Here is a 25,842-nt window from a genome sequence, read left to right as displayed (position 1 = left end):
ATGCAGGCGGACACCCCAATTATTGTCGCGTTGGACTATCCCAGCGCGGACGCAGCCCTGGCGATGGCACAGCAGCTGGACCCCAAGCAGTGCCGGGTCAAGGTTGGCAAAGAGCTATTTACCCGTGCCGGCCCGGCGATCGTCGAGGCGCTGCACGCGCTGGGCTTTGAAGTCTTTCTTGATTTGAAGTTTCACGACATCCCCAACACGACAGCGAAGGCGGTCAAGGCGGCAGCCGAATTGGGCGTCTGGATGGTGAATGTGCATGCCAGTGGTGGACGTCGGATGATGGAGGCGGCCAGGAACGAGCTGGATACGGTGGTTGACTGTCAAACGCAGCTGATTGCAGTGACCGTGCTGACCAGTATGGAGCGTTCGGACCTGGCTGAGATCGGATTGGATCTGGATCCGATGGAGCAGGTCGTCAGGCTGGCCCGGCTGACACATGACTGTGGCCTCGATGGCGTCGTTTGCTCTGCGCAGGAAGCAAGTCGTCTGCGTGATGAGATCGGTTCTTCCTTCAGCCTGGTCACCCCCGGGATTCGACCTGCTTCAGCTGCTTCCGGTGATCAACGCCGTATCCTGACTCCCGAAGAAGCGGTCAAAGCCGGGTCGACCTATCTGGTCGTGGGACGCCCCGTGACTCAGGCAGATAATCCCGCTGCGGCGGCGAAGAGCATTGTGGAAGAGGCGGTTCGTGCTCGAGGGTTCTTGGCATAAATCCCTTTGGATAGTATGGTTGGAGGGTCGGTCAACGGATGATCGGCCCGCGGGCCAACAGGTTTGCGGCTCAAATGACTCCAAGGATCTAGGAGGTTGCTATGCGACCCTTGCTGAAGGCGCTTGTTCTTGGCGCTGCTCTGTTCTCCCCTTTCCTCCAGGCGGCACCTGTTAATCTTAATACGGCAACGGCCAGCGAGCTTGCCTCTGCACTGAATGGTGTAGGGCCTGCCAAGGCGGCGGCCATCGTGGAATACCGTGAGGCCAACGGTGGCTTCTCCAGTGTTGACGAGCTGGTGGAAGTTAGCGGCATCGGTGACGCGACGCTTGATAAAAACCGGGAGCTGATAGCCGTAGAGGCGGCTGAGGAGCCGGAGAGCTAATGCTCCAGCCGCCAGAGGCCGCGTGAGCAGCCTCTGGCGGGCGCGGTGTCAGAGAACGAAGGCCAACACCAGAGGAATCACGGCCAGGCTCGCCATATTGCTGATCAGTACGATGGAAGCAACTTGCTGAGGTTCCTGGTTATAGCGCTCGGATACCATATAGTTGAGTACGGCGGGCGGTAGTGCGCCAAAGAGAATCAGATAGGCGGTTTGAGTTTGGGTCAGATCCATTGCCATGGCCAAAGGAATGGCAATGACTAGCCCGGTGGCCGGTGACAGAATCGCGCCCCACAGACCCGGTTTCCAGTTGGTAAAATCGATGCTGGTCATACGTACGCCCAGTGAGAAAAGCATCAGCGGAATCGCTATTTGTCCCAGCATGTCGATCGGCGTGTGAATCACGGCAGGCAAGGGGATTTCAAGCAGGCTCCAGACTAAGCCTAACGCGGTCGCCAATATCATTGGGTTTCGTGTCAGCGTCATCGGATGGGTTCGGTGATCCATGATGTAGGCGCCCACCGTGAAATGCAGCAGGTTTTCGACCAGAAACATCACTACCGCTGCTGGCAGCGCGTACTCACCAAAAGCAAGAACAATCAGTGGTATACCCAGATTGCCGCTGTTATTGAACATCATCGGCGGGACAAAGGTTTTGGGTTGGACGCCGAGAACTTTGCAGACAGGCCAGACCAGCAGGCCAGAGCCCAATACGATAATCGCCGCGCCAATCGCCAGCTCTGCATGGGCAACCAGTTCGAATGACTCGGCGGACATCACCGAAAAAATAAGTGCTGGACAGAAAAGGTCCATATTGATGCGGTTGGCTACTGACATGTCGGTATGGGCTCGGCGCGCATAGAGATAGCCAAGTCCGACAATGGCAACAAGGGGGATGACTGTCTGGGCAATGCGCTCCAGCAGCTCAAACGGTGTGGCGTCCATGAAATTCCTTAAATACGCAGGCGGCCCCGTTTGTGGGGCACGGGTAGTCGACCTGACGCCCCGGGTCCGCCTGTTCCTGAATATTCGACCGCCAGCAGAGAAGGGGCGTTACAGGTATTCCTTGCCGGTCGGTACAACGAAAACCGGAATCTTAGCCTGTCGCACCACGTGATGGGTAGTGGGGCTGTGGTGCCCGAAAGTGTTTTCCTGGCCCATGATAATCACGTCGGCCTGGTACTTCTCCGCCTGGGATAGAATGGTGTCAGAGTGTTGACCTTCGGCAACAACGGTTTCCAGCTCAAAATCGAAATCGCGACCCAGGATTTTAAGCTCTTCGTCCCGGTACTTCTCGAGCCGTTGTTTCATTTGATCAAGAATCCGGTTGATACCCTCGTCGTGCATCTTTTTGATGGTATCTTCCGGCAGGTAGGTATGAATCAGGGCGCGCCCCATCTCTCCAACCGGCTCAACCACGTGCAGCATAATGACCCGGGCTCCAAGCTGGTGGGCAAGCTGTACGGCGTGGCGAAATACCGGGCGAGTATGTTCTCCCAGTGAGGTGGTGTACAGGATGGTCTTTATTTCGGGCAATGACATCGATCTTTCTCCTTCATCATGCGCCGGTCGTCTCGCCGGGCGTCATACGTATTCCTGATTTACACACGGGGCTGAATGCAGCGCTCCACCAAATACACGATTGAACGATACTCGATACCGCTGTGGTGGCTAAGCCCTATCTCACAGGTTCGGCTGGTTGAGTATCCGCCGTCGCATTGCTGGACCTGGCCCGGCAAGTGCCTGAGTGCATTTGCGTTAAGCTCCGGTGTACTAAACCCTTTGTCGCCGGCAAAGCCGCAACAGGTGATTCCTTCAGGTACCACGACCTTACTGGCACACTGCTCGACGATATTCTTAAGCGTATCGGCCTGGCCCATCCGGGTTGCGCTGCACGTAATGTGCAGTGCGACCTGCTCGTCAACCGGTTCGATCTCGACACGGTCTAGCACATGATCATGGATAAACTCGGTACTATCGTAAAGCGTGATCGCCGGGTCCAAATGTTCCCTCAATCTTAAACTGCAGGGGCTGGTATCAGAATAGACCGGAATTCGACCGCGTTCAGTGATTCGAAGCAGCTCCTTGTTCACTTCACCCATTTTTGCGGCGGCGGCATCAAACATACCTTTGGACTGGAACGGCATGCCGCAGCAAAGTGCTTCGAGGTTTGCAGGGTAGATAACCCGGTAACCTGCTTTAATCAGAAGAGATTCGGTCACTTCGTGCAGGGAGCGGCTATCTTGTCCATCGCGTTGTGGCCCCATGATACGGCTCGCGCAGCTGGGCAAATAGACGACGGCCGGTTTGTCCGTCTGGGCTGTGCTTTCGACACGCACTGGGGGCGCGGCTTTGGGCATGGCAGGCGTCCACTGCTGAACACGGTTGCCCGATAGTCGCCGCAGCCCCCCGGTCAGGCCAGCCATGGCGCGGCTGCCGAGCAGGCCATGCATGGTATCGGCTGATGACAGAGTCCAACGGGCGATTTTGGACACACCGGCATAGTGGTTGGCGAGCCAGCGGGCTTTGCCGGCATGCTCTTCGTTGCGCTGGTGACGGATTGAACGGGTCAGATCGCCGGTGTTGATGCCCACCGGACAAGCGGTGGAACAGAGTCCGCAGGCTGCGCAGGTTTCATCACCCTGAAAGTCGTAATCATCGCGCAGGCGGCGTAAGCGCTCGGGATCTTCGCCAGTCGCTTTGAGCCGTGCGATCTCTCGCCATATAACGATGCGTTGTCTCGGTGTGGTGGTCAACGCTCGTGAAGGGCAGACCGGCTCACAGAATCCGCACTCAATACATTTATCCACCAGTGGATCGGCGGCAGGCATTGGCTTGAGGTTGCTTAAGTGGATCGTGGGATCGGAGTTCAATATAACGCCCGGGTTGAGGATGTTCTGGGGATCGAGCAGTCCTTTTAGCTCCCTCATCAACTGATAGGCATCGGCACCCCACTCCAATTCTACGTAGGGTGCCATGTTGCGGCCGGTACCATGCTCAGCTTTCAGCGATCCGTCGAAGCGGCCAACAACCAGGTTCGAGACATCATCCATCAGGCCCGCATAGCGGTCGACTTCCTGCTGATTGTCGAAGGCCTGCGGGAATACAAAATGAAGATTCCCCTCCAGAGCGTGACCAAAAATCAGGGCGTTGTCATACCCCCAGCGCTCGAACAGCGTATGCAGCTCCGCCACGGCATCGGCGAGTTGAGCCACGGGGACGGCGATATCTTCAATCAGTACCGTGGTGCCGGTTTCCCGCACGGCACCTACGGCCGGAAACAGGCCCTTGCGAATAGCCCAGAAGCGTGCACAGGCTTGAGGGTCGCTGGTGAAACTGACCGGCTGGCTGGTTTGGAATCGAGTCAAGGTCCGCTCGATTGACTGGATCTGCGCGTCCATCGCCTGCGCGCTTTCTGCCCGGGTTTCGACCAAAAGGGCGGCGGCATCGTCAGGCAGCTCCTTAATGAAGGTGGGCATCCCGGCTTGGTTCTCGATCGATCGCAGTCCTGCGCGATCGATCAGCTCGACGGCCGCGACGGGCTCTGTCTTAAGAGCCGCGACCGCTTCGCAGCTGGTGCGAAGTTGGTCAAAGAAGATAAGGGCCGATGCTTTATGGGGATGCTCAGGTACAGTGCGGTAGGTGATTTCAGAGATAAAACCGAGAGTGCCCTCAGATCCGATCATCAGGTGCTGAAGGATTTCGATCGGGTCCTCGAAGTCGATTAGCGCATTGAGCGCATATCCAGTTGTGTTTTTCAGTCGGTATTTATGGGTAATACGGCTTGAGAGAGCCTCATTGGCTCGGGTGAGTCGGGCCAATGAATCCAATGCGTCAAGCAGGCTACGATGGGATTTGCGGAAGCTTTCTACGCTTTCGGTATCCCCTGTATCGAGCAAGGTGCCATCCGCGAGTACCAGGCGCATGGCGTCCAGGGTTCGGTAACTGTTCTGGGCAGTGCCGCAACACATACCGCTGGCGTTGTTGGCAGCGATACCGCCGATCTTGGCTGCGTTGATCGAGGCGGGGTCAGGACCTATTTTACGTTGGTAGGGTGCCAGATAACGGTTAGCCGTAGCACCTACGACGCCGGGTTGCAGGCTGATGCGTTCGGCGTTATCAAGAATTTTATGGTTGCTCCAGCCATCGCCCAGTACAACGAGAACCGAGTCAGTAATCGCCTGGCCGGAGAGGCTGGTGCCTGCGGCTCTGAAGGTGATGGCAATTTCGTGCTGCCGGGCAGCGCACACCACCCGAATCAGCTCGGCTTCAGATTCTACCCGGACAACCAGTTGCGGGATCAGGCGATAGAAGCTGGCGTCCGTTCCATAGGCCAGAGTGCGCAGAGGGTCACTGATAAGACGCTCGGCGGGAATAAACTGCTGGAGGCTGACCAAAAACTCTTGATGCTCGGACTTCATTGTGCCGTGATACCTCTATGATCGGCCCGTAAGACAATGCTGGGGGTATGTCTGGTTAGGGCCTGTTGAGTCGTTATTGTAGATAGATCGGTGTTGACTGGGGCGACGACCGAATCAGCTCTTGCTAAATTGGTAATACCAATTTACCATTAGTGCTGGGGTACTCTATTTATTTTTTAAGAGTTTTGTCAAATGCTTTCGCTCAAGTGCGTTACGGGGCGAATAGGTGTCAGCGTAGTCGACGAGGAACGGGCCATGGCCTATCAAAGTGTAAAACCGCCTAAACTTTCCGATGTGATCATGCAACGGATTGAAGAGATGATCATGGAAGGGACGTTTAAGCCCGGTCAGCGGCTACCGCCGGAGCGTGATTTGGCGCAGCAGTTTGATGTTTCACGGCCCTCGCTCAGGGAGGCTCTACAGAAATTGGCCGCCAAAGGCCTTTTGACCAGTCGGCAGGGGGGCGGCACCTATGTAACGGAAACGCTGGGTAATGGCCTGGTCGATCCGTTGCTGGACCTGTTTCGAACACACCCGGAGGCGCAGTACGATCTGCTCGAGTTCCGTCATGCGCTTGAGGGAGTCTCAGCCTACTATGCTGCGTTACGGTCAACTGCTGCTGACCGTGAGACGATCCGAGCCCGGTTTGAGGACCTGCAGCGCTATCACGAACTCAAAGCCTTTGATAAAGAGGTTTCGGCCGATGTGGAGTTTCATCTGGCGATAGCCGCGTCAACTCACAACGTGGTTCTATTGCATATGATGCGGGCGCTGTTCAGCCTTCTGCATCAACACATCGGGGACAACCTGCAAAACATATATCCCAAGAGTGAAATGCGTGAACGAATCCATGAGCAGCACGGTCTGCTGCTGGATGCGATCTGTGCAGGTGAACCGGAAGCTGCACGAAAGGCAGCGCATGATCATTTGGTCTATGTTGAAGAAGCCTTGCTTGAGCAGGGTAAGGAGAATACGCGACTGGAACGGGCGCTGAGGAGGGCGGATTTGACTCCTTAGTTTGTACAAAAACTACATGGTCTTTTCGTTATTACAATAACAAATTTTACACCTTCGTCGTTTTGTAGACTGATTGAAATACAATGTGTAGTATTATTACACATAATAAAGGAGAACGCTGTTATTGCAGTGCAAAACTACAAACAGCGAATTGGCCTCCGTTAAAAAAATAAGGGCGATGCGCAGTGCCGGTTCGGATTGCGTGAGCCCAATGCAAATAGACGGCTACAGGAATCGGAGAAAGCACAGTGCAAGAAGAGATGATTGAAGATATCGATCCGATCGAGACGGGTGAATGGCTTGAAGCCCTGGAATCGGTCGCTAAACATGATGGGGATGAACGCGCACGTTACCTGCTGACAAAGCTCGGCTCCCGTGCTGCCGAGATCGGTGTCGGTGGCGCAGGAACGCTGAACACGCCTTACGTAAACACGATTTCGCCGCGCGATGAAGTTCGCATGCCGGGCGACCTGTTTATGGAGCGTCGCATTCGTTCCTTTATTCGCTGGAATGCGATGGCGATGGTCATGCGTGCCAACGATAACGATGAGGGGTTGGGTGGCCACATCTCCAGCTTCTCCTCTTCCGCAACGCTTTACGATATCGGCTTTAACTATTTCTTCCACGGCCCCGAAGGCGACCGTGAAGCCGATATGGTGTTCTTCCAGGGACACATTGCGCCAGGTATCTATGCGCGAGCCTACCTTGAAGGTCGTCTGACCGAAGAGCAGCTGGACAACTTCCGTCGTGAAGTGGATGGCAATGGTCTTTCCTCTTACCCACACCCCTGGCTGATGCCGAACTTCTGGCAGTTCCCCACCGTTTCCATGGGGCTGGGGCCGATTCAGGCGATCTACCAGGCGCATGTGATGCGTTACCTCTCTGCGCGTGATCTGGTTAAGCGTGGCGATCGCAAGGTCTGGGCATTCCTTGGTGACGGTGAGTGTGATGAGCCGGAGACTCTGGGTGCGATCTCTCTGGCTGGTCGTGAACAGCTGGAAAACCTGGTGTTCGTCATTAACTGTAACCTGCAGCGTCTTGATGGTCCGGTGCGCGGTAACGGTAAGATCGTTCAGGAGCTGGAAGGTATCTTCCGCGGTGCCGGCTGGAACGTGATCAAGTGCCTCTGGGGCCGTCACTGGGACCCGCTGTTTGAAAAAGACACCAAAGGTCTGTTGCAGAAGCGCATGGATGAGGTGTGTGACGGCGAGTTGCAGAACTACAAGGCGAACGGCGGTGCTTATACCCGTGAGCACTTCTTCGGTAAATATCCGGAACTGGCTGAGCTGGTTAAGGATATGTCCGACGAGGAGATCATGAACCTTAACCGCGGTGGTCATGACCCGTACAAGGTGTACGCGGCCTACCATGCGGCGATGAATCACTCCGGTCAGCCCACCGTTATTCTGGCGCAGACAGTGAAAGGCTATGGTACGGGTCAGTCCGGTCAGGCCAAGAACGATACTCACTCCCTGAAGAAAGTGGCCATGGATGACCTCAAGTCGTTCCGTGACCGCTTCAACATCCCGCTCTCCGATGATCAGCTCAAGGAGGTGCCTTACTATCGTCCGGCACCCGATTCGGCAGAGATGAAATATATGCTGGATCGCCGTCAGAAGCTGGGTGGCTTCTACCCGGTCCGCCGTACCGAGTTTGAAAAGCTCGATACACCGGAGCTGGAGGCGTTCTCTGGTCAGCTCAAGGATTCCGGTGATCGTACGCTGTCGACCCAGATGGCGCTGAACCGCATCCTCAGCACGCTGGCCAAAGACAAGCAGATGGGGCAGCGTGTTGTTCCGATCGTACCGGATGAAGCACGTACCTTCGGTATGGAAGGTATGTTCCGTCAGCTGGGTATCTATTCATCCGCCGGTCAGCGCTATGTGCCGCATGACTCTGACCAGATCATGTTCTACAAGGAATCCAAGACCGGTCAGATTCTGGAAGAGGGTATTAACGAAGCGGGTGCCATGTCTGCGTGGATCGCAGCGGCAACTTCCTACGCGAACAACAACTGCACCATGGTGCCGTTCTATATCTACTACTCCATGTTCGGCTTCCAGCGCATCATGGATCTGGCCTGGGCGGCCGGTGATATGCAGGCGCGCGGCTTCCTGATCGGTGCAACCTCGGGCCGTACGACGCTGAACGGTGAAGGTCTGCAGCACCAGGACGGCCACAGCCACCTGATGGCGCAGATGATTCCGAACTGTGTGTCCTATGACCCGACTTACGGCTATGAGCTTGCCGTGATCATCCAGGATGGTCTCAAGCGCATGTATGTCAATCAGGAAAACCGCTTCTACTACATCACTACCTTGAACGAAAACTACCAGCATCCGGCGATGCCGCAGGGTGCCGAGGAAGGGATCGTGAAAGGGATCTACCTGCTCGAAGAGGGTAAGTCCGCGGACCTGAAGGTTCAGCTGTTCGGTTGTGGTTCGATCCTGCGCGAAGTGCGCGAAGGGGCCAAGCTGCTGCGCGAAGAGTTTGGTGTCGAATCCGATGTCTGGAGCACCACGTCCATCAACGAGCTGCGCCGTGAAGCACAGGATGTGGAGCGCTGGAATCTGCTGCATCCGGAGGATGAGCCTCGTGTGCCGTACATTCAGCAGGTGCTGGATGGTCACGAAGGACCGGTGGTTGCGTCCACGGACTATATCCGCCTGTATGCCGATCAGCTCCGTGAATATATCCCGCGTCGCTACAAGGTGCTCGGAACCGATGGTTTCGGTCGCTCCGATACCCGCAGTAAGCTGCGCGAATTCTTCGAAGTTAACCGTTACTACGTGTGTGTCGCGGCCCTCAAGGCGCTTCAGGAGGAGGGTAAAGTTGAGCCTTCCGTCGTTGCCAAGGCTATGCAGAAGTTCAATATCAACCCGGAGAAACCGGCCCCCTGGACCGTGTAAACCGGCAACTGAACATCTGAAGGTTAACGAGAGGACAGTATAGTGAGCACAACAACGATTACAGTGCCGGATATCGGTGGCTACGACGACGTCGATATCATCGAAGTTCTGGTCAAGGAAGGCGATACCATTGCCGAAGGCGACAGCCTGATCACTCTGGAGACCGACAAGGCTTCCATGGAAGTGCCGGCAACCGTCGGTGGTGTTATCAAAAAGGTATTGGTCAGCGAGGGTGGTACCTGCAGCGAAGGCGATGCCGTTGTCGAAGTGGAAGCGGAAGGTGGTTCATCTGAGCCTGCCGCTGAACAGGCGCCTCAAGAAGAGAAGTCCCAGGAGTCGGCTGCTGAGCCTGCTCCTGCTCCGGCTGCTTCATCCGGTGGTAGCCGCGTTGAATCGGTGACGATTCCGGATCTCAGCGGTGCCAGTGATGTGGACGTAATTGAGGTTCTTGTTAAGGACGGCGATCGCGTCGAAGAGGGTGATAGTCTGATCACTCTGGAAACGGATAAAGCCTCAATGGAAGTGCCGGCGCCGATGTCGGGTGTCGTGAAATCCATGAAGATCAGCGAAGGTGACAAGGTCAACGAAGGCGACCTGTTGTTGGAGCTGGAAGTTTCCGATGGAGGTGCGCCTGCTACCGAGACCCAGCAAGCCCTGGCTTCTGAGGCTTCTGCCGAATCTGCGGCTCCTGCACCTGCCGCATCTGGTGGTGTCGAGCAAGTACTGATTCCGGACCTGAGCGGCGCGACTGATGTGGACGTGATCGAGGTCCTGGTTAAAGATGGCGATACCGTAGAGGAAGGCGACAGCCTGATTACGCTTGAGACCGATAAGGCCTCCATGGAAGTGCCGGCACCCAAGGGTGGTGTGGTCAAGTCCATGAAGATCAGTGAAGGTGACAAGGTCAACGAAGGCGATCTGTTGCTGGAGCTGGAAGTGGCGGGTGGTTCTGAGCCTGCGCCTGCACCGGCTCAGGAGGCTCCCAAGGCGGCGTCAACGCCGGCTCCTGCGGCTGAAAAGCCCGCTGCAGCGGCGCCTTCGGCACCCAAGTCGGCAGCGGATCTGGCCGCGTTGGATCAGAAGAACAAGTCGGTCTATGCCGGCCCTGCAGTTCGTGCGTTGGCGCGTGAGTTCGGTGTTGATCTGACGAAGGTGACCGGCACTGCACGTAAGGGACGCATCGTTAAAGAGGACGTCCAGGCTTACGTCAAGTCGATCATGAAGCAGGTTGAGCAGGGGGGTGGCACTGCTGCCGCAGCTGTGACGGGTGGTTCCGGTATTCCACCGATCCCGGCTGTGGATTTCAGCAAGTTCGGTGAGACCGAGATGGTCAAGCTGAGCAAGGTGGATAAGATCACCCGCGACAATATGTCTCGCTGCTGGCTCAATATTCCCCATGTGACTCAGTTTGATGATGCCGATATCACCGAGCTGGAGAACTTCCGTAAGGAAATGAAGGATGCGGCGGCGAAAGAAGGGGTTAAGCTGACGCCGCTGCCGTTCATGATCAAAGCAGCTGCTATTGCACTGACCCGTCATCAGAAGTTCAACGCATCGCTGCACTCGGATGGTGAGCATATTGTCTACAAGAAGTATGTGAACATCGGTGTTGCAGTGGATACGCCGAACGGTCTGATGGTGCCGGTCATCAAGGATGCGGACAAGAAGAGCGTCTACGAACTGGCTCGGGAAGCGACGGAATTGGCTGGTAAAGCCAAGGATCGCAAGCTCAAGCCCAACGAAATGCAGGGTGCCTGCTTTACCATCTCAAGCCTGGGCGGTATTGGTGGCACCGGCTTTACGCCGATCGTCAATGCGCCGGAAGTGGCTATCCTGGGTATTTCCAAGGCTGATATCAAGCCGCGCTGGAATGGCAAAGAGTTCGAGCCGCGTCTGATGCTGCCGCTGTGTCTGTCCTACGATCACCGCGCGATCAACGGTGGTGATGCAGGGCGCTTCCTGACCGAGCTTAATGGCCTGCTCAGCGACATCCGTCGTCTGATTCTCTGATTACGGAATCGGATTTGAAAAGGGCTCCTTCGGGGGCCTTTTTTGTTTATACGGTACAGCGGGTTCTGCGTTGACTGGTATATCGAGATGGCGCGCTCTGTTATATCGGCAGAGATATGCTGCGATAAAACATCTGCATCAGAGTGCAAGGCTCTGAAGGGCGCTGAAAGTTTATGATGAAACTTGAACGTGTAAGGAAGAAAGCGTGAAGAAATGGTCGGGGTGACAGGATTTGAACCTACGACCCCTGCCTCCCGAAGACAGTGCTCTACCAGGCTGAGCTACACCCCGACTAGGTTGCCGTTTCCGATCGGATACGACGCTGGTACTTGGGTTGCGTGTTACTGCAACATATCGACTTGAGCGATTTGGCAGCAGATCGGGAAACCTGCGTCGTTCAAGTGAGCGCGAATTATAAGGGTTTTTGTTTCGCTGTCAACAAGTTGGGGGCGATTTGGAAGGGTGTTTAAATGGTTGATGCAGGCCGATAGCCAAGGTGCGTACCGAACGCCAAAAGCCGCATATGGCTGGGATACGTGGAGATTGGCGTAAAAATGGTCGGGGTGACAGGATTTGAACCTACGACCCCTGCCTCCCGAAGACAGTGCTCTACCAGGCTGAGCTACACCCCGACACAAGATGAAGAGAGCGAGCGCCCCTTCTGCCGTTATCGACTTTTGGCTAAAAGCCTTGCTGATACGACGGGGCGCATTATAGTGGCGGGCCTGTGCGATGCCAAGAGGCTAAATGAAAAAGAGGCCGTTGTTTTCGACTGCGTTGTGGGCGAGGAATCTGGAGGGGAGTGATGTTACGGGGCGTATTGGTTCTGCTGGGGTGTCAGCTTCTAGGTGAGCTGTTCGTTGTTGTTACGGGGATACCCGTCCCGGGTCCTGTTATTGGTATGTTGCTGCTGACTTTGGCTCTTGTTGTCGCTGGGCGGGCTGTGCCTGCCTGGCTGAAGACGGTATCGGATGGGCTGCTTAGCCATCTGGCGCTCTTATTTGTGCCGGCGGGCGTTGGCTTGATGGTGCACTTCGAACTACTCAGTCGGGAGTGGTTGGTGATGATTGTGACATTGGTCATCAGTACGGGGCTTACGATGGCGGTTACCGGGTGGGTGTTTCAGAAAATCATGCGCAGCCGGGGAGGGGAGCATGACTGAATTCTGGGTCTATTTCACGGCACGCCCTTTGCTATGGATCGTTCTGACGCTGGCGGTATTTATGTTCAGTCGGGAGATCAATCGCCGCCTGGGTGGGTCGTCCCTGTTTCATCCGGTATTGATCTCCATGGCCATCCTGATCGTGCTATTGGTCGCCACCGATACCAGTTATCAAACCTATTTTGAAGGTGCCCAGTTCATTCACTTTTTATTGGGACCGGCGACGGTAGCGCTGGCGGTGCCTCTATATGCCTATTTTGATCGTATACGTGAGAACTGGTTACCCATATTGGTAGCTGTACTCGTCGGCTCCCCTTTTGCGGTTATCAGTGCAACGATCATCGCCTGGGCGATGGGGGCAGAGCGCGAGACCATGTTAACAATGGCGCCGAAGTCGGTGACGTCGCCCATCGCCATCGGCATTGTTGAGAAGATCGGCGGGTATCCTTCCATGGCAGCGGGCATAGTGCTGGTGACCGGAATGATCGGCTGTGTGCTTGCGCCCTGGGTGTTCCGTTTGTGCAGAATTAAAGATGCCGCTGCGCGTGGATTTGCCATGGGGTTGGCTGCTCACGGTTTTGGCACTGCGCAGGCGCTCTCAATGGGGGCCTTGATTGGGGCCTTTGCAGGGCTTGCGATGGCGGTCAACGGTCTGGTTACGGCGTTCGTGCTGCCATTGCTGGTTTCTTTAGTCTCGGTCTGAAGTCGATGATTTGATAAAAATGCTGCACGGCAGTAAAGTTTCGCCCCGACCGAAAGATGAGCAAAATCTGCACTGAGGACACATGCGATCATGACACCGCTGGAGCGATATAAGCAGGATCTGCAAAGGGACGATTTTTCCTATGATCCGACACAGGAGATGGCCGTTGGACATCTACAGCGTCTGTATGATGATCTGGTCGCCGCAGAGAATGCGCCCACTCCCGGGTTTATGCAGCGTCTCAGTGCAAAAGTGAAACGTGAAAAGGCGGAACCGGTAAAGGGACTCTACTTTTGGGGTGGTGTAGGGCGTGGAAAAACCTACCTCATGGATACCTTCTATGACAGCCTGCCGTTCGAACGCAAAATGCGCACACACTTCCATCGGTTCATGCAACGCGTGCACCATGAGCTGAGACTGCTGGATGGAACCAAGAATCCGCTGGTAGAAATTGGCCGTAAGTATGCGGAAGAGACGCGCATCATCTGCTTCGATGAGTTCTTTGTTTCCGATATAACGGATGCCATGATTCTCGGTGGGCTCATGGAGCAATTGTTTGGTAACGGTGTCTCCCTGGTTGCAACATCGAATATCGTGCCGGACGGTCTCTATAAAGACGGATTGCAACGGGCGCGCTTCTTACCCGCGATCGACCTGCTAAAGCAATACACGGAGGTTGTTAACGTAGATGGTGGGATCGATTACCGTCTGCGAACACTGGAGCAGGCTGAGCTTTACCACTGGCCATTAGATGGTGCAGCGGATGAGAGTCTTAACAAAAGCTTCGAAGGGCTTGCCCCCGACCTGGAAGAGGTGGTCGAAGGGGAGGTGATCGAGGTAAACGGTCGCGGTATTCGCAGCCGTCGCGCGTGTGAAGATGTGGTGTGGTTCGATTTTGATGCGCTCTGTAACGGACCGCGCTCACAGAATGACTACATTGAATTGTCCAAGCTTTATCATGCCGTCGTTTTAAGTAATGTGCCGCAGTTGGGGCGCGCTAACGATGATGCCGCCCGGCGCTTCATCAATATGGTGGATGAGTTCTACGATAGCGGCGTGAAACTTATCATTTCGGCGGCCGTTCCCATCGATCAGATCTACAGTGAGGGGCGCCTTGAATTCGAAATTCAGCGCACGCAAAGCCGCTTGCTGGAGATGCAGTCCCACGACTATCTGGTGCGTGAGCATCGAGCCGGTTAGGTGGCTTTTTAGGCTGGATTTCCGAATGCGCCTTGTCTATAATTCGCGCTCCTCTGCAAGGGGTAGAGGATAGTGTACGTTGCAAACCCGGTTTCCGGGTGGGCAACCAATAACTATAAGGTAAGTCGGAATGGCCGGTTAAACCGGGTTCGAGACTTAAGATAGGTATAGAAACAATGAGCACAACTGTTAGCGCAAAGCCAGCCGAAGTGAAACGCGACTGGTACGTTGTTGACGCCGAGGGTAAAACTCTGGGTCGTCTGGCGACAGAAATCGCACGTCGTCTGCGTGGTAAGCACAAGCCGGAATACACTCCGCACGTGGATACCGGTGACTACATCGTTGTAGTCAACGCTGAGAAGGTCAATGTGACCGGCAACAAGCGTAACGCCAAGATGTACTATCGTCACTCCGGTTTTCCGGGTGGTCTGAAGGAAGCAAACTTCAACACGATGGTACAAACCTTCCCTGAGCGCACAATCGAGCTGGCCGTTAAAGGTATGCTGCCGAAGGGTCCGTTGGGTCGCGCCATGCACAGCAAGCTGAAAGTGTACGCCGGTGCTGAACATCCGCATCAGGCTCAGCAGCCTAAAGAACTGAATATTTAAGGGGAAGGCGAATAATGGCTACTACTCAGTACTACGGCACAGGCCGTCGCAAAACCTCAACCGCGCGCGTCTTCCTGCGCCCGGGTACCGGCACAGTAACGATCAACCAGCGTAGCCTGGAAGATTACTTCGGCCGCGAAACTGCTCGCATGATCGTTATGCAGCCGCTCGAACTGACTGAAACCAAAGAGAAGTTCGATGTTTACGTCACCGTTGCCGGTGGTGGTGGCTTTGGTCAGGCAGGTGCAATCCGTCACGGTATCACCCGTGCACTGATGGAATACGACGAAACGCTGCGTCCGACGCTGCGTCAGGCGGGTTATGTAACCCGTGATGCGCGTGCTGTTGAGCGTAAGAAAGTGGGTCTGCGTAAAGCACGTAAGCGTCCGCAGTTCTCCAAGCGTTAATTCGTTGCGCGGCTTTATGCTGCGCTGCAGAATTCAGAAAAAAGCTCGTGGCCTTTTCGGCTGCGGGCTTTTTTTATGTCAATTTTTTGTTGCATAAGTGCAACGATAAGCGGTTGATATTTGGTCGTATAGGGCGATTTTACCTTGTATCTATGGGGTAATTTCTTTAAGATTTCCGCCATTTGAAAAATCCGGTTTCGTGGTTTTCATGACTGAAAGGACGGCCAAACTTTTGTGTGTGCGAAAGTGGTTCGTCGATTGAGGGGAGATGAAGTTAATGAGCAATGACGGCGTGAATAAGGGTCGGCGCCGGCTTCTGATCGGTGCCACCTCTGCCGTAGGTGCAGTGGGTGCCGTGGGAGCTGCTGTCCCGTTCGTGGCTTCCTGGAATCCGAGTGCCAAGGCGAAAGCTGCCGGTGCACCTGCCAAGGCGGATATCAGCAAGCTTGAGCCTGGTCAGCAGATGATCGTTGAGTGGCGCGGTAAGCCAGTATGGGTCGTGAAACGTGGCCCGGAGGCACTGGCTAACCTGGAAAAGATGAACGATCGACTGGCAGATCCAAACTCCGAAAAGCCGCAGCAGCCGGATTATGTGCCGGGCACCCCCGCTCGTGCGCTGCGCCCGGAGATCGCGGTGATGGTGGGTATCTGTACGCACCTGGGTTGCTCGCCGACCTATCGTCCGGAAATCGCACCGGAAGATCTGGGTGAAGACTGGCTGGGTGGCTTCTTCTGCCCCTGTCACGGTTCCAAGTTCGATCTGTCCGGGCGCGTCTTTAAAGGCGTTCCGGCACCGACCAACCTGGTAATCCCACCGCACTCTTATGAAGACGATAACACGCTGGTTGTCGGCGTCGATCAGGAGGCTGTGTAATGGCTGGTACACGCAATAAAGGGAATCCGGGCCTGATGGGCTGGATCGACGACCGCTTCCCCGCCACAGCGATGTGGGAAGATCATCTCTCCAAATACTACGCGCCGAAGAACTTCAACTTTTGGTACTTCTTCGGTTCACTGGCACTGCTGGTGCTGGTTAACCAGATCCTGACCGGTATCTGGCTGACCATGAGCTACAACCCCAGTGCGGAAGGTGCTTTCGCCTCAGTTGAGTACATCATGCGTGATGTGGAGTACGGTTGGATACTGCGATATCTGCATTCCACCGGTGCTTCTGCATTCTTCGTGGTCGTGTACCTGCATATGTTCCGCGGCATGATGTACGGCTCTTACCGTAATCCGCGTGAGCTGGTGTGGATCTTCGGTATGACCATCTACCTGGCGCTGATGGCAGAAGCGTTCATGGGCTACCTGCTGCCATGGGGGCAGATGTCATACTGGGGTGCTCAGGTTATCGTCTCCCTGTTTGGTGCGATCCCGGCTATTGGTCCCGATCTTCAGCAGTGGATCCGCGGTGACTACCTGATCTCGGGGATTACCCTGAACCGTTTCTTCGCACTGCACGTTATTGCGCTCCCGATTGTTCTGTTGGCGCTGGTTGTGCTGCACATCATCGCGTTGCACGAAGTGGGTTCAAACAACCCGGATGGTGTCGAGATCAAGAAGAACAAAGATGAGAATGGTGTACCGCTGGACGGCATCCCGTTCCACCCGTACTACACCGTGAAAGATATTGTCGGTGTTGTGGTCTTCCTGGCCGTCTTCTGTACTGTCGTTTTCTGGTTCCCGGAGGGCGGTGGTTACTTCATAGAGAAGCCGAACTTCGAACCGGCTAACCCGCTGAAGACACCTGCGCATATCGCGCCGGTCTGGTACTTCACTCCGTTCTACGCCATGTTACGTGCGGTCACCTTCCCGCTGTTCGGTTTGGATGCCAAGTTCTGGGGCGTCGTGGTAATGGGTGCGGCGATTGCAATCCTCTTCGTACTGCCCTGGCTGGACCGTAGCCCGGTCAAATCGATTCGCTACAAGGGTATGCTGAGCAAGCTCTGGTTGCTGATCTTCGCAGTAAGCTTTGTGATCCTTGGCGTATTGGGTGCAATACCGTCTACGCCTGCGCGAACTCTGGTAGCTCAGATTTGTACCTTGCTCTATTTTGCGTACTTCCTACTGATGCCCTTCTACACCAGAATGGAACGCACTAAACCGGTACCGGAGAGGGTTACAGGATAATGAAAAAGTATCTTATTGCTCTGATGATGGTGCTGGCGCCGATGACCGCCAGTGCCGCTGGTGGCGCGGGAGTGCCGCTGGATTCGATGAATGTGGATCTGGAAAACAAGGCGTCCCTGCAGCGTGGTATGGCGACTTTCGTCAACCGTTGCATGGGTTGTCACTCGGCTCAGTACCAGCGTTTTGAGCGCGCGGCGACTGACCTGGAAATGCCGAACGAACTGGTCGAAGAACACCTGATCTTTGATAGCAACAAGAAGATCGGTGAGCAGATGACCATCGCCATGGCGAAGGAAGATGCGCAGAACTGGTTTGGTAACCCGCCGCCGGATCTGACGCTGGAGTCACGCCTGCGTGGTCCGGATTGGGTTTATACCTACCTGCGTAGCTTCTATCAGGACGAAGCGCGCCCCTGGGGTGTGAATAACACTGTATTCCCGGACGTGGGTATGCCCAACGTACTGGAAGATCTCCAGGGTACCGTGATCAATCACTGTACGCCTGAGGAGCTGCATTCGGGCAGTCACGGTAAAGTTGATCCGCTCACGGGTGACCGTATCGGTGGCTGCATGACGGTAGTGCCTGAGACTGGCTCCATGAGCGAAGAGGAGTTCGATCAGTACGTGTACGATCTGGTCAACTTCATGGCTTACATGGGCGAGCCGTCAGCCATGGTCTCTGGTAAAATCGGTACTTATGTATTGATCTTCCTCGCGATCCTGTTCGTATTCGCGTTTGCGTTGAAGAAAGAGTACTGGAAAGACATTCACTAAACACTTGGGTGTTGTGAATATGAAAACTACGCGGTCCCCTGGGCCGCGTAGATTTTTTGTTTAAGCACCTGACTTATTGATGGGGAATACTAGATGGGAGTTGTGGCCAAGCGTTCTTCCATGACCTTTTACTCGAATGGTGATGACCATTACAGCCACCGTGTACGTATCGTGCTGGCGGAGAAAGGGGTTGCAGTGGATGTTGTCGACTGCAAGGAGAGCGAATTGCCGGAAGATGTGGCGGCGCTGAATCCGTATAACAGTCTTCCGACCCTGCTGGATCGCGAACTGGTTCTGTATGAGCCGAATGTGATGATGGAATACCTGGATGAGCGTTTTCCACATCCGCCGCTGCTGCCGGTCTACCCTGTTGCGCGGGCTGAAAGTCGTCTTTTTATCCACCGCATTCAGCGTGACTGGTGCAAGGTGGCTGACGATATTCTCGAAGGCAAGGTGAAAGGTGCTGCGCTCGAAGAGGCTCGTAAGGATCTGCGTGATGGCCTGGTGGCTGTTTCGCCGATTTTCAACGAAAAGCCGTTTTTTATGAGTGAAGAGTTCAGCCTCGTGGATTGCTGTATCGCACCCATTCTATGGCGGTTGCCTATGATGGGTGTGGAACTGCCGGAAGCGCAGTGCAAGCCGCTGGTGGGTTACATGAAGCGTCTGTTCGAGCGTGATTCGTTCCAGGCCAGCCTGTCTGACGCTGAGCGGGAAATGCGCGACTAAGCATATCTCTGCTTATCGGGTAAATGATCAAAACAAGGGATGGGGTTGGTGCTCCGTCCCTTTTTATTTGGGGAGGAAGGATGTCTGTTACGGCGAGTCGGCCCTATCTGTTGAGGGCTCTGTACGAATGGTTGAGCGACAATAGTCTGACCAGTCATCTGGTGGTGGATGCGACTGTCGATGGGGTGAAAGTCCCTGAAGCCTTTGTTCAGGACGGCCAGATTACGTTGAATATCGCCCCGGGTGCAATTCAGGGGCTGTTGATGGATAACTCCGCTGTCAGTTTTAATGCCCGTTTTTCCGGTCAGCCGATGAATGTGTATGTACCAGTAGCTGCTGTGCTGGCGATCTACGCGCGTGAAAACGGTGTAGGTATGGGGTTTGGGGCGGAGCCGGGTGCTGATGCGCTAATCGCCGAGCCGGAGCCGGAGCCGCCGACGCCTCAAGGTGGGGGAGGCGGGCGGCCCTCACTGAAAGTGGTTAAGTAACGTCGCTCAGTCGATATATTCGAACACTTTGACGATCTTGCGTACGCCGGGAACGCTGCGCACGATCGTCACGGCTGTTTCCGCTTCGGGGCGTTTGATCAGGCCCATCAGATAAACGACCCCGTTTTCGGTAACGACCTTGATACGGTTACCTGCCACGCCTTTATCGGCCAGTAGCTGGATCTTGACCCGGCTTGTCAGGTACACATCGTTGGTGCGAACGATACCTGAGGTGGGGCCGGCAATCTCCAGTTCGTTGTGGATCTTGGTAACTTCCCGGGTCGCAGCGGTTATCTGTTGCGCTTCATTTCGGATGTTTTGGTCCGGGACTTGTCCGGTCAATAGCACCTGGCCGTTGTAGCTGGTGACATTGATGTGTGACTGGGCCAGGCGTTCCGAACCCTTGCTCAGGTTGACAAGAACCTTGGTTTCAATGACCTCATCTTCAATATAATTACCCAGGGTGCGGCTGGCCGGATCTTCCTTGATTGGCTCGTCACGCGCAGAGCTAATGACGGTGGCGCATCCGCCCATAACGCTGGCGGCGAGCACGATAGCGAGGCTCAGTGAGGTTTTCTTCACGTTCAAGCTCCAAAAAGTTGGTAATCGATCAGGTCGCACAGGCAGTGCAGGACCAGAAGTTGTGCGTCGTACACCAGCGATTCGTCGGCGCTGGGAATGCAGATCTCAATTTCGTCACGGGCCAGCAGAGCCGTCATGTTGCCACCGTCACCGCCGGTCAGTGCGATTACTTGCATCTCTCGGTCGTGGGCAGCCTGTATCGCCTGGACCAGGCTTGTGCTGCGACCGTTGGGGGAGACGGCCAACAGTACGTCGCCGGGCTGTCCAAGTGCTCTGATCTGCTTGGCGTACACTTCCGCGAAGCTGCTGTCTTCAGTGATTGCGCTCATGGCTGCGCTGTCGGCATTTAGCGTCATCGCGGGAAGCCCGGGCCGTTCCTGGCGGAATCGGCTCAGCAGTAGCGATGAAAAATGCTGACACAAAGCGCCGGCGCCGCCATTGCCAACGCAGACAATCTTGTTTTCATTGACCAGGCAATGCAACAACAGTTCACCGGCTTCGGCAATCAGCGGGGTGTAGTGCTCGATGGTTTGGGCGTTGATCTCCATCGAGTTGTGAAACTGGCTGACGATACGGTCTTCTAGTTCCATGCGTCATTATATCCGGGCTTCAGGGTCGAAAGGCGTCTTTATACCATATCGGCGGTCGTTCAGCCGAGTCTGACTCGTAAGCAATTACATCAAAGCGGCAGGGTAGCGCACTCCAGCCGGGGTTGCGTGCCAGTAAAAAACGGGCGGTTCTGATCAGTTTCTGCTGCTTTCGTAGGTCAACCGACTGTGCAGCGCCGCCAAAACCTGAGCCGCTGCGCTGTCTGACCTCAATGAACACCAGGTGTTCGCCGTCACGCATGATCAGGTCGATCTCGCCCAGGCGACACTGTGCGTTGCGCTTTAGGGTTTTGAGCCCCATTGACTGTAAATAGTGCTCGGCTTTCTGTTCGGCATCCTTGCCCTTTGCTTTGCGATCCATCGCGTTGCTCCTAGTTTATGGATGGGGTTTCCCCGGTCTGTGGCGCTTCGGGCGCTGGCGTAAAGCTGACCGGTTCCGGTACGCCGTCGTTAAAGCGAGCCCAGGGAAGCTTTCGATGGACCCGGCCATTGGCGCCGATGCTCAGTGTACCGGTTTCTGCGGCCAGGAAGGCGTCAGGTGCCTCCGCCAGTTGTTTGAGGTAGGGATGGAGCTGGTAGGCATCAATGCCCAGTGCATAGAGCCGACCAAAGCGTCCGTCGGCATCGGTGCGTTTGTCGGTCAGGGACTGGTGGATCGGGCTTGGAGGAAGAATGACCCAGGGGAGATCCAGAAAATAGATACCATTCAGATCCACATCCCGCACCGCATCAGGGTTGCCTTCATAGATGTGCGAGGTGGCATATACCGGCAAATCTCCGGCAAAGTGGAATGCGAGCATCGGTTTGATCTGCCGGGCGTCCGATGGCAGTGCAATGATCAGGATGGCATCGATGTCATCCCGCGGGCGCTCATCAAACTCGAAGCGGCTGCCTGTGACGCGACGAATCTCGGTGGCACGCGCCTGGCTCTGGTCGGTCAATAGTAGCGAGGCGATCTGGCCGGACAGGGTCTCGTCTGCTGTGTAGGCGAGCTCGGCAGAGACGGCTCCGCCCAGGGCTTCCAGCTCTGTGGTCAGACGTCGAGCCAGCCGAGCGCCCCATTCGGCATCCGGGCGAATCATGGCGACACGTTGGTAGCCTGAACGGTTGGCTTGCTGGGCGAGCAGCGTTGCTTCCTGTTCCGAGGCTAAATCCAACTGGTAAAGGTTCGGATTGGCGGTCGGAGATTGGTTGAGAGCCAGAATCGGCACCGGTGGGTTGCTGATGCCACTCAGGCGCTCTACATAGTCACGGGCCAGCGGTCCGATAATCAGGTCAATCTGTTCCTGCTGAACGGCGGAGAAAAGTTTATCCGGGGTATCGATGAGCGTGCTGTCCAGACTGATTATTTCCGGGGCGTTTGCTGGCGTGGTTCTCAGGCTGGCGGCAAAAAAACCTTCGCTGATTGCTCGGGCAGGTTCGGCAAGCGGGCCGGAGAAGGGAAGGAGCAGGCCGATTTTTCGGGGAGCCAGTTTTTCACCGCGTTGAGTTGAGAGACCGGCCGGTGCGAGTCGATAGGCCGGGTGGCTTTCCCATAGTGTGCGCCATTGAGACAAAGCGTTTTCATCGCGACTGATATCACCAGTGGAGCGAACAGCCAGTGCCAGTTCAAACCAACCCTGTTCGAAAAAGTCGTTGTTCTCGTTCGTCAGTTGTTCCAGCGTGGCCGTGTCGATTCGGTCCAGCAGTCGCCAAAGGCGGTTATGGATCGATTGGCGGCGCTGCGGCGATTGTTCTGCCTTGGCTTCGGCGATCATCTGTCGGGCCGCACTGACGGGATCGCCTCCATCGGTAAGCAGTTGTTCCTGCAGTGCATCAGCCCGGGTGCGTTGTGATGGGCTCAGCATTGCGGTTGGCAGCTTGTCCAATGCCCGCTGCGCCAGGTTTCGATCGCCCAGCATCATGGCGGCCTGTGCTTGAAGCAGCAAAACGTCATTGATAGATGTCGGCTGCAGCAGGGTGGTGTCGAGGGCGGCGAGTAGATCAAGCGCCTCCAGCGGCTGATTTTGCCCGATCAGTGTTTTAGCGGCGGTCAAACGCAGACGGGCTGCTGTCGCTGGATCTGCCGCGGCGGCTTGTTGCAGAAGGGCCTCGGTTTCGGTGGGACGGCGCTCTGCTTCCTTCTCGGGCATGGGGACGGTGCTACAGGCGCCGATCAGGGTGGTCAGAAAAATGCACAGAGGCAGTCTCATTCTATTCAGCATATACTCGCACCACTGCAGGTATGGATGGAGAAAGATGTCGGAACCGATTCTATATATAGTCGCGACACCGATCGGTAATCTGGGCGACCTGTCGCCCCGGGCCCGGGAGGTTCTGGATGGTGTTGATCTCGTCGCAGCCGAAGATACCCGCCACAGCGGCCGTTTGCTTGCGCACTTTAACATTAAAGTGCCGATGATATCAGTGCATGATCACAACGAACGGCAGCGTGCCGATACGGTGCTGGAACGGCTGCGAGCCGGGCAGTCCGTGGCGTTGATCTCGGATGCGGGGACGCCGCTTATTTCCGATCCCGGGTTTGTGTTGGTGCGTGCCGTCCGCGAGGCGGGCTTTCAGGTTTCGCCGGTACCCGGTTGCTGCGCATTTATCGCTGCATTAAGCGCCTCGGGCCTGCCTTCCGACCGCTTTCTGTTCGAGGGTTTTTTACCGGCCAAATCCTCGGGGCGTCGGCAGCGGCTGGAGGCACTGGTTGATCAGGAGCCAACGCTGATCTTCTATGAGTCTACCCATCGGATACTGGCAAGTCTCACCGATATGCAGGCTGTGTTTGGTGGTGAACGCTATGCGGTCGTGGCGCGGGAACTTACCAAGACCTTTGAGACCATCCAGGGTGATACGCTAACGGGTCTTGTCGAGTGGATGAGCGCTGATCCCATGCAGCAGAAGGGGGAGTTTGTCGTCATGGTACAGGGCGCGCCGAAGCAGGAGGCAAGTATCGATGCCGAGGTGCTGCGCATTCTCAATCTGCTGGCGCAGGAGATGCCGCCGAAAAAGGCCGCGGGTCTTGCCGCCCAGATCACCGGTCTGAAGAAAAATGCGTTGTATCAGGCGCTATTAGATCAAACTCAATAGATAGTCGTGCGGCGGGGTTGTGTATAACCCCGCACCCGGTATACTTCGCGCCGGGAGTCTGCCAGACAATCGCTGCTGCGTTCGCGCAGGGGAGGAAAGTCCGGGCTCTGCAGGGCAGGGTGCCAGATAACGTCTGGGCGGCGCGAGCCGACGGAAAGTGCAACAGAAAGTATACCGCCTAAGCATCTTCGGATGCCGGTAAGGTTGAAATGGTGCGGTAAGAGCGCACCGCGTGGGTGGCAACATTCCACGGCGATGGTAAACCCCACCCGGAGCAAGACCAAATAGGGACCCTTAAGGCGTGGCCCGCGCCGGGTCCGGGTAGGTTGCTGGAGACCTGTGGTGACGCAGGTCCTAGATGAATGATTGTCCACGACAAAACCCGGCTTATCGGCAGACTCCCACTGCCGTTCCCTCCTTTCAGCCCTAATCGAATCACCTCATTCCATCGGTGAGGAGCGTAAAACGCTTTTTCGTGACCGAATTTTTCCTGCCTGATTGAATTATTCACAAGCCTATCCCTGTTTTTCGGGACTGCGGCTAATCCCGTCTTTTTAATAATGTCTTTGAACTCAATCACTTCCCCGATATCTCGGTTTTATCGTGTTCGCGGCTGAATGAATGGCCCAAAAATGCCGCCGACTCTCGGCTTGTGGGTTTCAGTTGAGGGTGGACTTTTCACTACTTCTGGATCATGAACTTAGGAGAGATGTGTTCAGCAGCCGAAAACAATTTTTGAAGCTGAGAGCAGACTTTAGCGCAGTCTGATCGTTTGATATGGACTTTTCGTTTAACTCTTTGTTTATATGAGATTTTTCGTATTATTTCTACAGGTTAAATGTAGCGGCATACAGCCATTAAAGCAAATTAAATGGAGGTGTGACCGTTGGCCAGAAGTGCCATTGTCTCGATAGCGGTATGCAGTACATCGATCTAACCTAGGGACTTAACGTTCGAGGGGAATGACAATGAAGGATAGTGAGACCCAGGGGGAGGAGCAGAGCTTGTCACCAGATGATGAACGTCTTATCAAGACGGGTCTCAAGGTCTTCAAAAATATTGCAACTAAGTGGAGCATGACTCTTGAGCAGCAAAGTGCTTTGTTAGGTTGTGATGACGAGACTCTTAACCGTTGGATGCATGGAAATGTGACACCTACCGAGCAGGAGCTCATGAAGCTTGTGCTAACGAGGATTTCACATGTCTTCGGCATTTATAGATCCCTCCACCTTTTAATCGAAAACGAGGAGCTAGCCGACTCCTGGTTGCACAAATCCAATCTTGAGTTTGATGGGCAAAGTGCAACTAGCCTAATAGTTCGAGATGGCCTCAATGGCTTGGAACGGGTACACGAATATCTCCAGAAGCTGTGTGAGCATCTTGCGTGAATGTGGGCGGATCAAAGAGTCATGAACTTGATGTACAGCACATGAGTAAGTTGATGATTTGGCACTTTGCTATCACACATCAGATAGCTCTTGATACTAAAAATGCTCTGTACTGGCAATCTTCTCACCTCGGCAGCATAATCTTTCGATTACATTAAAGAACGAAATGGATTTCAGCTGATGTGGCATGACAACGAAACCACAATTGACTATCTGAACTTTGGGGTAGTTGCCGACGCTTGCGCTAGCTTACTGAAACAGAGTGGCGGTCAACCAATTTCGATAGGTGTGTCAGGTGGATGGGGAGCAGGCAAGTCTTCTCTCGTTAAAATGATTGCTGCTCGCTTAGAGGAGCCCTCGGAGCAACAGCTTCAAAAAAACCGTTATGTAGTCATTACTTTCAACCCTTGGCTTTATCAAGACTTTGAAAGTGCACGTAGTGAACCGCCCCGGCTTTACCGGAGACTCCATATCTTGAGAGGATGGAGTTATGAACTCACCAAAACGATACTCCCCCGAAGTCCGGGAGCGAGCT

General features: G+C 55.1%; 25 protein-coding genes, 2 tRNA genes and 1 other RNA gene. 19 read left to right on the top strand and 9 right to left on the bottom strand.

The window, feature by feature from the left end; genetic code table 11:
* Entirely contained in the window at positions 1 to 720 is a 720-nt protein-coding gene (gene pyrF, locus G403_RS0117320) for an orotidine-5'-phosphate decarboxylase (RefSeq protein ID WP_027855103.1), read from the top strand.
* A gap of 101 nt (positions 721 to 821) precedes the next feature.
* Entirely contained in the window at positions 822 to 1,103 is a 282-nt protein-coding gene (locus G403_RS0117315; RefSeq protein ID WP_027855102.1) for a ComEA family DNA-binding protein, read from the top strand.
* 48 nt (positions 1,104 to 1,151) lie between these two features.
* On the opposite strand, the gene G403_RS0117310 is transcribed toward G403_RS0117315, so the two are convergent.
* The 3 genes from G403_RS0117310 to G403_RS0117300 form a co-directional block, all read right to left on the bottom strand.
* Entirely contained in the window at positions 1,152 to 2,045 is an 894-nt protein-coding gene (locus G403_RS0117310; RefSeq protein WP_027855101.1) for an AEC family transporter, read from the bottom strand.
* 108 nt (positions 2,046 to 2,153) lie between these two features.
* Complete coding sequence (locus G403_RS0117305; RefSeq protein WP_027855100.1) at positions 2,154 to 2,642, bottom strand: universal stress protein; 489 nt, start codon at positions 2,640 to 2,642, stop codon at positions 2,154 to 2,156.
* Between the two features lie 59 nt (positions 2,643 to 2,701).
* On the bottom strand, positions 2,702 to 5,521 hold the full coding sequence (locus tag G403_RS0117300; RefSeq protein ID WP_027855099.1) for an FAD-binding and (Fe-S)-binding domain-containing protein: 2,820 nt from the start codon (positions 5,519 to 5,521) through the stop codon (positions 2,702 to 2,704).
* A 255-nt stretch (positions 5,522 to 5,776) separates the two neighbouring features.
* Between G403_RS0117300 and pdhR the strand changes: the two genes are divergently transcribed.
* The 3 genes from pdhR (at position 5,777) to aceF (ending at position 11,457) form a co-directional block, all read left to right on the top strand.
* Positions 5,777 to 6,538 (top strand): pyruvate dehydrogenase complex transcriptional repressor PdhR, encoded by a 762-nt coding sequence (gene pdhR / locus G403_RS0117295; RefSeq protein WP_027855098.1) that lies wholly within the window; start codon positions 5,777 to 5,779, stop codon positions 6,536 to 6,538.
* Between the two features lie 260 nt (positions 6,539 to 6,798).
* On the top strand, positions 6,799 to 9,447 hold the full coding sequence (gene aceE, locus G403_RS0117290) for a pyruvate dehydrogenase (acetyl-transferring), homodimeric type (RefSeq protein WP_027855097.1): 2,649 nt from the start codon (positions 6,799 to 6,801) through the stop codon (positions 9,445 to 9,447).
* A gap of 42 nt (positions 9,448 to 9,489) precedes the next feature.
* Entirely contained in the window at positions 9,490 to 11,457 is a 1,968-nt protein-coding gene (aceF, locus tag G403_RS0117285; RefSeq protein WP_027855096.1) for a dihydrolipoyllysine-residue acetyltransferase, read from the top strand.
* Positions 11,458 to 11,671: 214 nt separating this feature from the next.
* On the opposite strand, the gene G403_RS0117280 is transcribed toward aceF, so the two are convergent.
* Positions 11,672 to 11,748 (bottom strand) — tRNA-Pro (locus G403_RS0117280).
* A gap of 264 nt (positions 11,749 to 12,012) precedes the next feature.
* Positions 12,013 to 12,089, bottom strand: a tRNA-Pro gene (locus G403_RS0117275).
* A gap of 173 nt (positions 12,090 to 12,262) precedes the next feature.
* Between G403_RS0117275 and G403_RS0117270 the strand changes: the two genes are divergently transcribed.
* The 10 genes from G403_RS0117270 (at position 12,263) to G403_RS0117220 (ending at position 19,654) form a co-directional block, all read left to right on the top strand.
* Positions 12,263 to 12,619 (top strand): CidA/LrgA family protein, encoded by a 357-nt coding sequence (locus tag G403_RS0117270; protein WP_027855095.1) that lies wholly within the window; start codon positions 12,263 to 12,265, stop codon positions 12,617 to 12,619.
* A complete protein-coding gene (locus G403_RS0117265; protein ID WP_027855094.1) occupies positions 12,612 to 13,322 on the top strand; it encodes an LrgB family protein in 711 nt (236 codons plus the stop codon). The genes G403_RS0117270 and G403_RS0117265 overlap by 8 nt, the downstream gene beginning before the upstream one ends.
* A 90-nt stretch (positions 13,323 to 13,412) precedes the next feature.
* Positions 13,413 to 14,522 (top strand): cell division protein ZapE, encoded by a 1,110-nt coding sequence (zapE, locus tag G403_RS0117260; protein ID WP_027855093.1) that lies wholly within the window; start codon positions 13,413 to 13,415, stop codon positions 14,520 to 14,522.
* Positions 14,523 to 14,698: 176 nt separating this feature from the next.
* The gene (gene rplM / locus G403_RS0117255) at positions 14,699 to 15,130 is read left to right on the top strand and encodes a 50S ribosomal protein L13 (protein WP_027855092.1); all 432 of its coding nucleotides are present in this window, start codon (positions 14,699 to 14,701) and stop codon (positions 15,128 to 15,130) included.
* Positions 15,131 to 15,144: 14 nt separating this feature from the next.
* Positions 15,145 to 15,537 (top strand): 30S ribosomal protein S9, encoded by a 393-nt coding sequence (rpsI, locus tag G403_RS0117250; RefSeq protein ID WP_027855091.1) that lies wholly within the window; start codon positions 15,145 to 15,147, stop codon positions 15,535 to 15,537.
* 277 nt (positions 15,538 to 15,814) lie between these two features.
* On the top strand, positions 15,815 to 16,411 hold the full coding sequence (gene petA, locus G403_RS0117240) for a ubiquinol-cytochrome c reductase iron-sulfur subunit (RefSeq protein WP_027855090.1): 597 nt from the start codon (positions 15,815 to 15,817) through the stop codon (positions 16,409 to 16,411).
* Positions 16,411 to 17,667, top strand: coding sequence for a cytochrome b (locus G403_RS0117235; RefSeq protein ID WP_051299206.1), 1,257 nt, complete (start codon positions 16,411 to 16,413; stop codon positions 17,665 to 17,667). The genes petA and G403_RS0117235 overlap by 1 nt, the downstream gene beginning before the upstream one ends.
* Positions 17,667 to 18,440, top strand: coding sequence for a cytochrome c1 (locus tag G403_RS0117230; protein WP_027855088.1), 774 nt, complete (start codon positions 17,667 to 17,669; stop codon positions 18,438 to 18,440). Before G403_RS0117235 ends, G403_RS0117230 begins: the two co-directional genes overlap by 1 nt.
* Positions 18,441 to 18,533: 93 nt before the next feature.
* The gene (locus tag G403_RS0117225; RefSeq protein WP_027855087.1) at positions 18,534 to 19,166 is read left to right on the top strand and encodes a glutathione S-transferase N-terminal domain-containing protein; all 633 of its coding nucleotides are present in this window, start codon (positions 18,534 to 18,536) and stop codon (positions 19,164 to 19,166) included.
* Positions 19,167 to 19,246: 80 nt separating this feature from the next.
* Positions 19,247 to 19,654, top strand: coding sequence for a ClpXP protease specificity-enhancing factor (locus G403_RS0117220; RefSeq protein WP_036234362.1), 408 nt, complete (start codon positions 19,247 to 19,249; stop codon positions 19,652 to 19,654).
* Between the two features lie 6 nt (positions 19,655 to 19,660).
* On the opposite strand, the gene G403_RS0117215 is transcribed toward G403_RS0117220, so the two are convergent.
* Genes G403_RS0117215 through G403_RS0117200 form a run of 4 tightly spaced genes read right to left on the bottom strand, consistent with a single transcriptional unit; the run spans position 19,661 to position 23,036 of the window.
* Positions 19,661 to 20,236 carry a BON domain-containing protein gene (locus tag G403_RS0117215; RefSeq protein ID WP_027855085.1) on the bottom strand — a complete coding sequence of 192 codons (576 nt, stop codon included), beginning with the start codon at positions 20,234 to 20,236 and terminating at the stop codon, positions 19,661 to 19,663.
* Positions 20,237 to 20,238: 2 nt separating this feature from the next.
* Positions 20,239 to 20,826: an SIS domain-containing protein gene (locus G403_RS0117210; protein ID WP_027855084.1), complete on the bottom strand. Its 588-nt coding sequence runs from the start codon at positions 20,824 to 20,826 to the stop codon at positions 20,239 to 20,241.
* 19 nt (positions 20,827 to 20,845) lie between these two features.
* Positions 20,846 to 21,205 carry a YraN family protein gene (locus tag G403_RS0117205; protein ID WP_027855083.1) on the bottom strand — a complete coding sequence of 120 codons (360 nt, stop codon included), beginning with the start codon at positions 21,203 to 21,205 and terminating at the stop codon, positions 20,846 to 20,848.
* A gap of 10 nt (positions 21,206 to 21,215) precedes the next feature.
* Positions 21,216 to 23,036: a penicillin-binding protein activator gene (locus tag G403_RS0117200; RefSeq protein WP_211232709.1), complete on the bottom strand. Its 1,821-nt coding sequence runs from the start codon at positions 23,034 to 23,036 to the stop codon at positions 21,216 to 21,218.
* A gap of 46 nt (positions 23,037 to 23,082) precedes the next feature.
* Here G403_RS0117200 and rsmI point away from each other — a divergent pair, with 46 nt between their 5' ends.
* The 4 genes from rsmI to G403_RS23775 all read left to right on the top strand — a co-directional run.
* Positions 23,083 to 23,919, top strand: a complete 837-nt coding sequence (rsmI, locus tag G403_RS0117195; RefSeq protein ID WP_027855081.1) for a 16S rRNA (cytidine(1402)-2'-O)-methyltransferase — start codon at positions 23,083 to 23,085, stop codon at positions 23,917 to 23,919.
* 53 nt (positions 23,920 to 23,972) lie between these two features.
* Positions 23,973 to 24,325: RNase P RNA component class A (gene rnpB, locus G403_RS24655), an RNA gene on the top strand.
* A 562-nt stretch (positions 24,326 to 24,887) separates the two neighbouring features.
* On the top strand, positions 24,888 to 25,307 hold the full coding sequence (locus tag G403_RS0117190; RefSeq protein ID WP_027855080.1) for an antitoxin Xre/MbcA/ParS toxin-binding domain-containing protein: 420 nt from the start codon (positions 24,888 to 24,890) through the stop codon (positions 25,305 to 25,307).
* A gap of 180 nt (positions 25,308 to 25,487) precedes the next feature.
* Positions 25,488 to 25,842, top strand: a 355-nt coding sequence (locus G403_RS23775) for a P-loop NTPase fold protein (RefSeq protein ID WP_036234360.1), incomplete at its 3' end; no start/stop codon positions are given.

Source organism: Marinobacterium litorale DSM 23545 (assembly GCF_000428985.1).
In the GTDB taxonomy this organism is placed as follows: domain Bacteria; phylum Pseudomonadota; class Gammaproteobacteria; order Pseudomonadales; family Balneatricaceae; genus Marinobacterium_D; species Marinobacterium_D litorale.
Note: the sequence above shows the minus strand (reverse complement) of the source record. Positions and strands in the feature narration are given on the sequence as shown.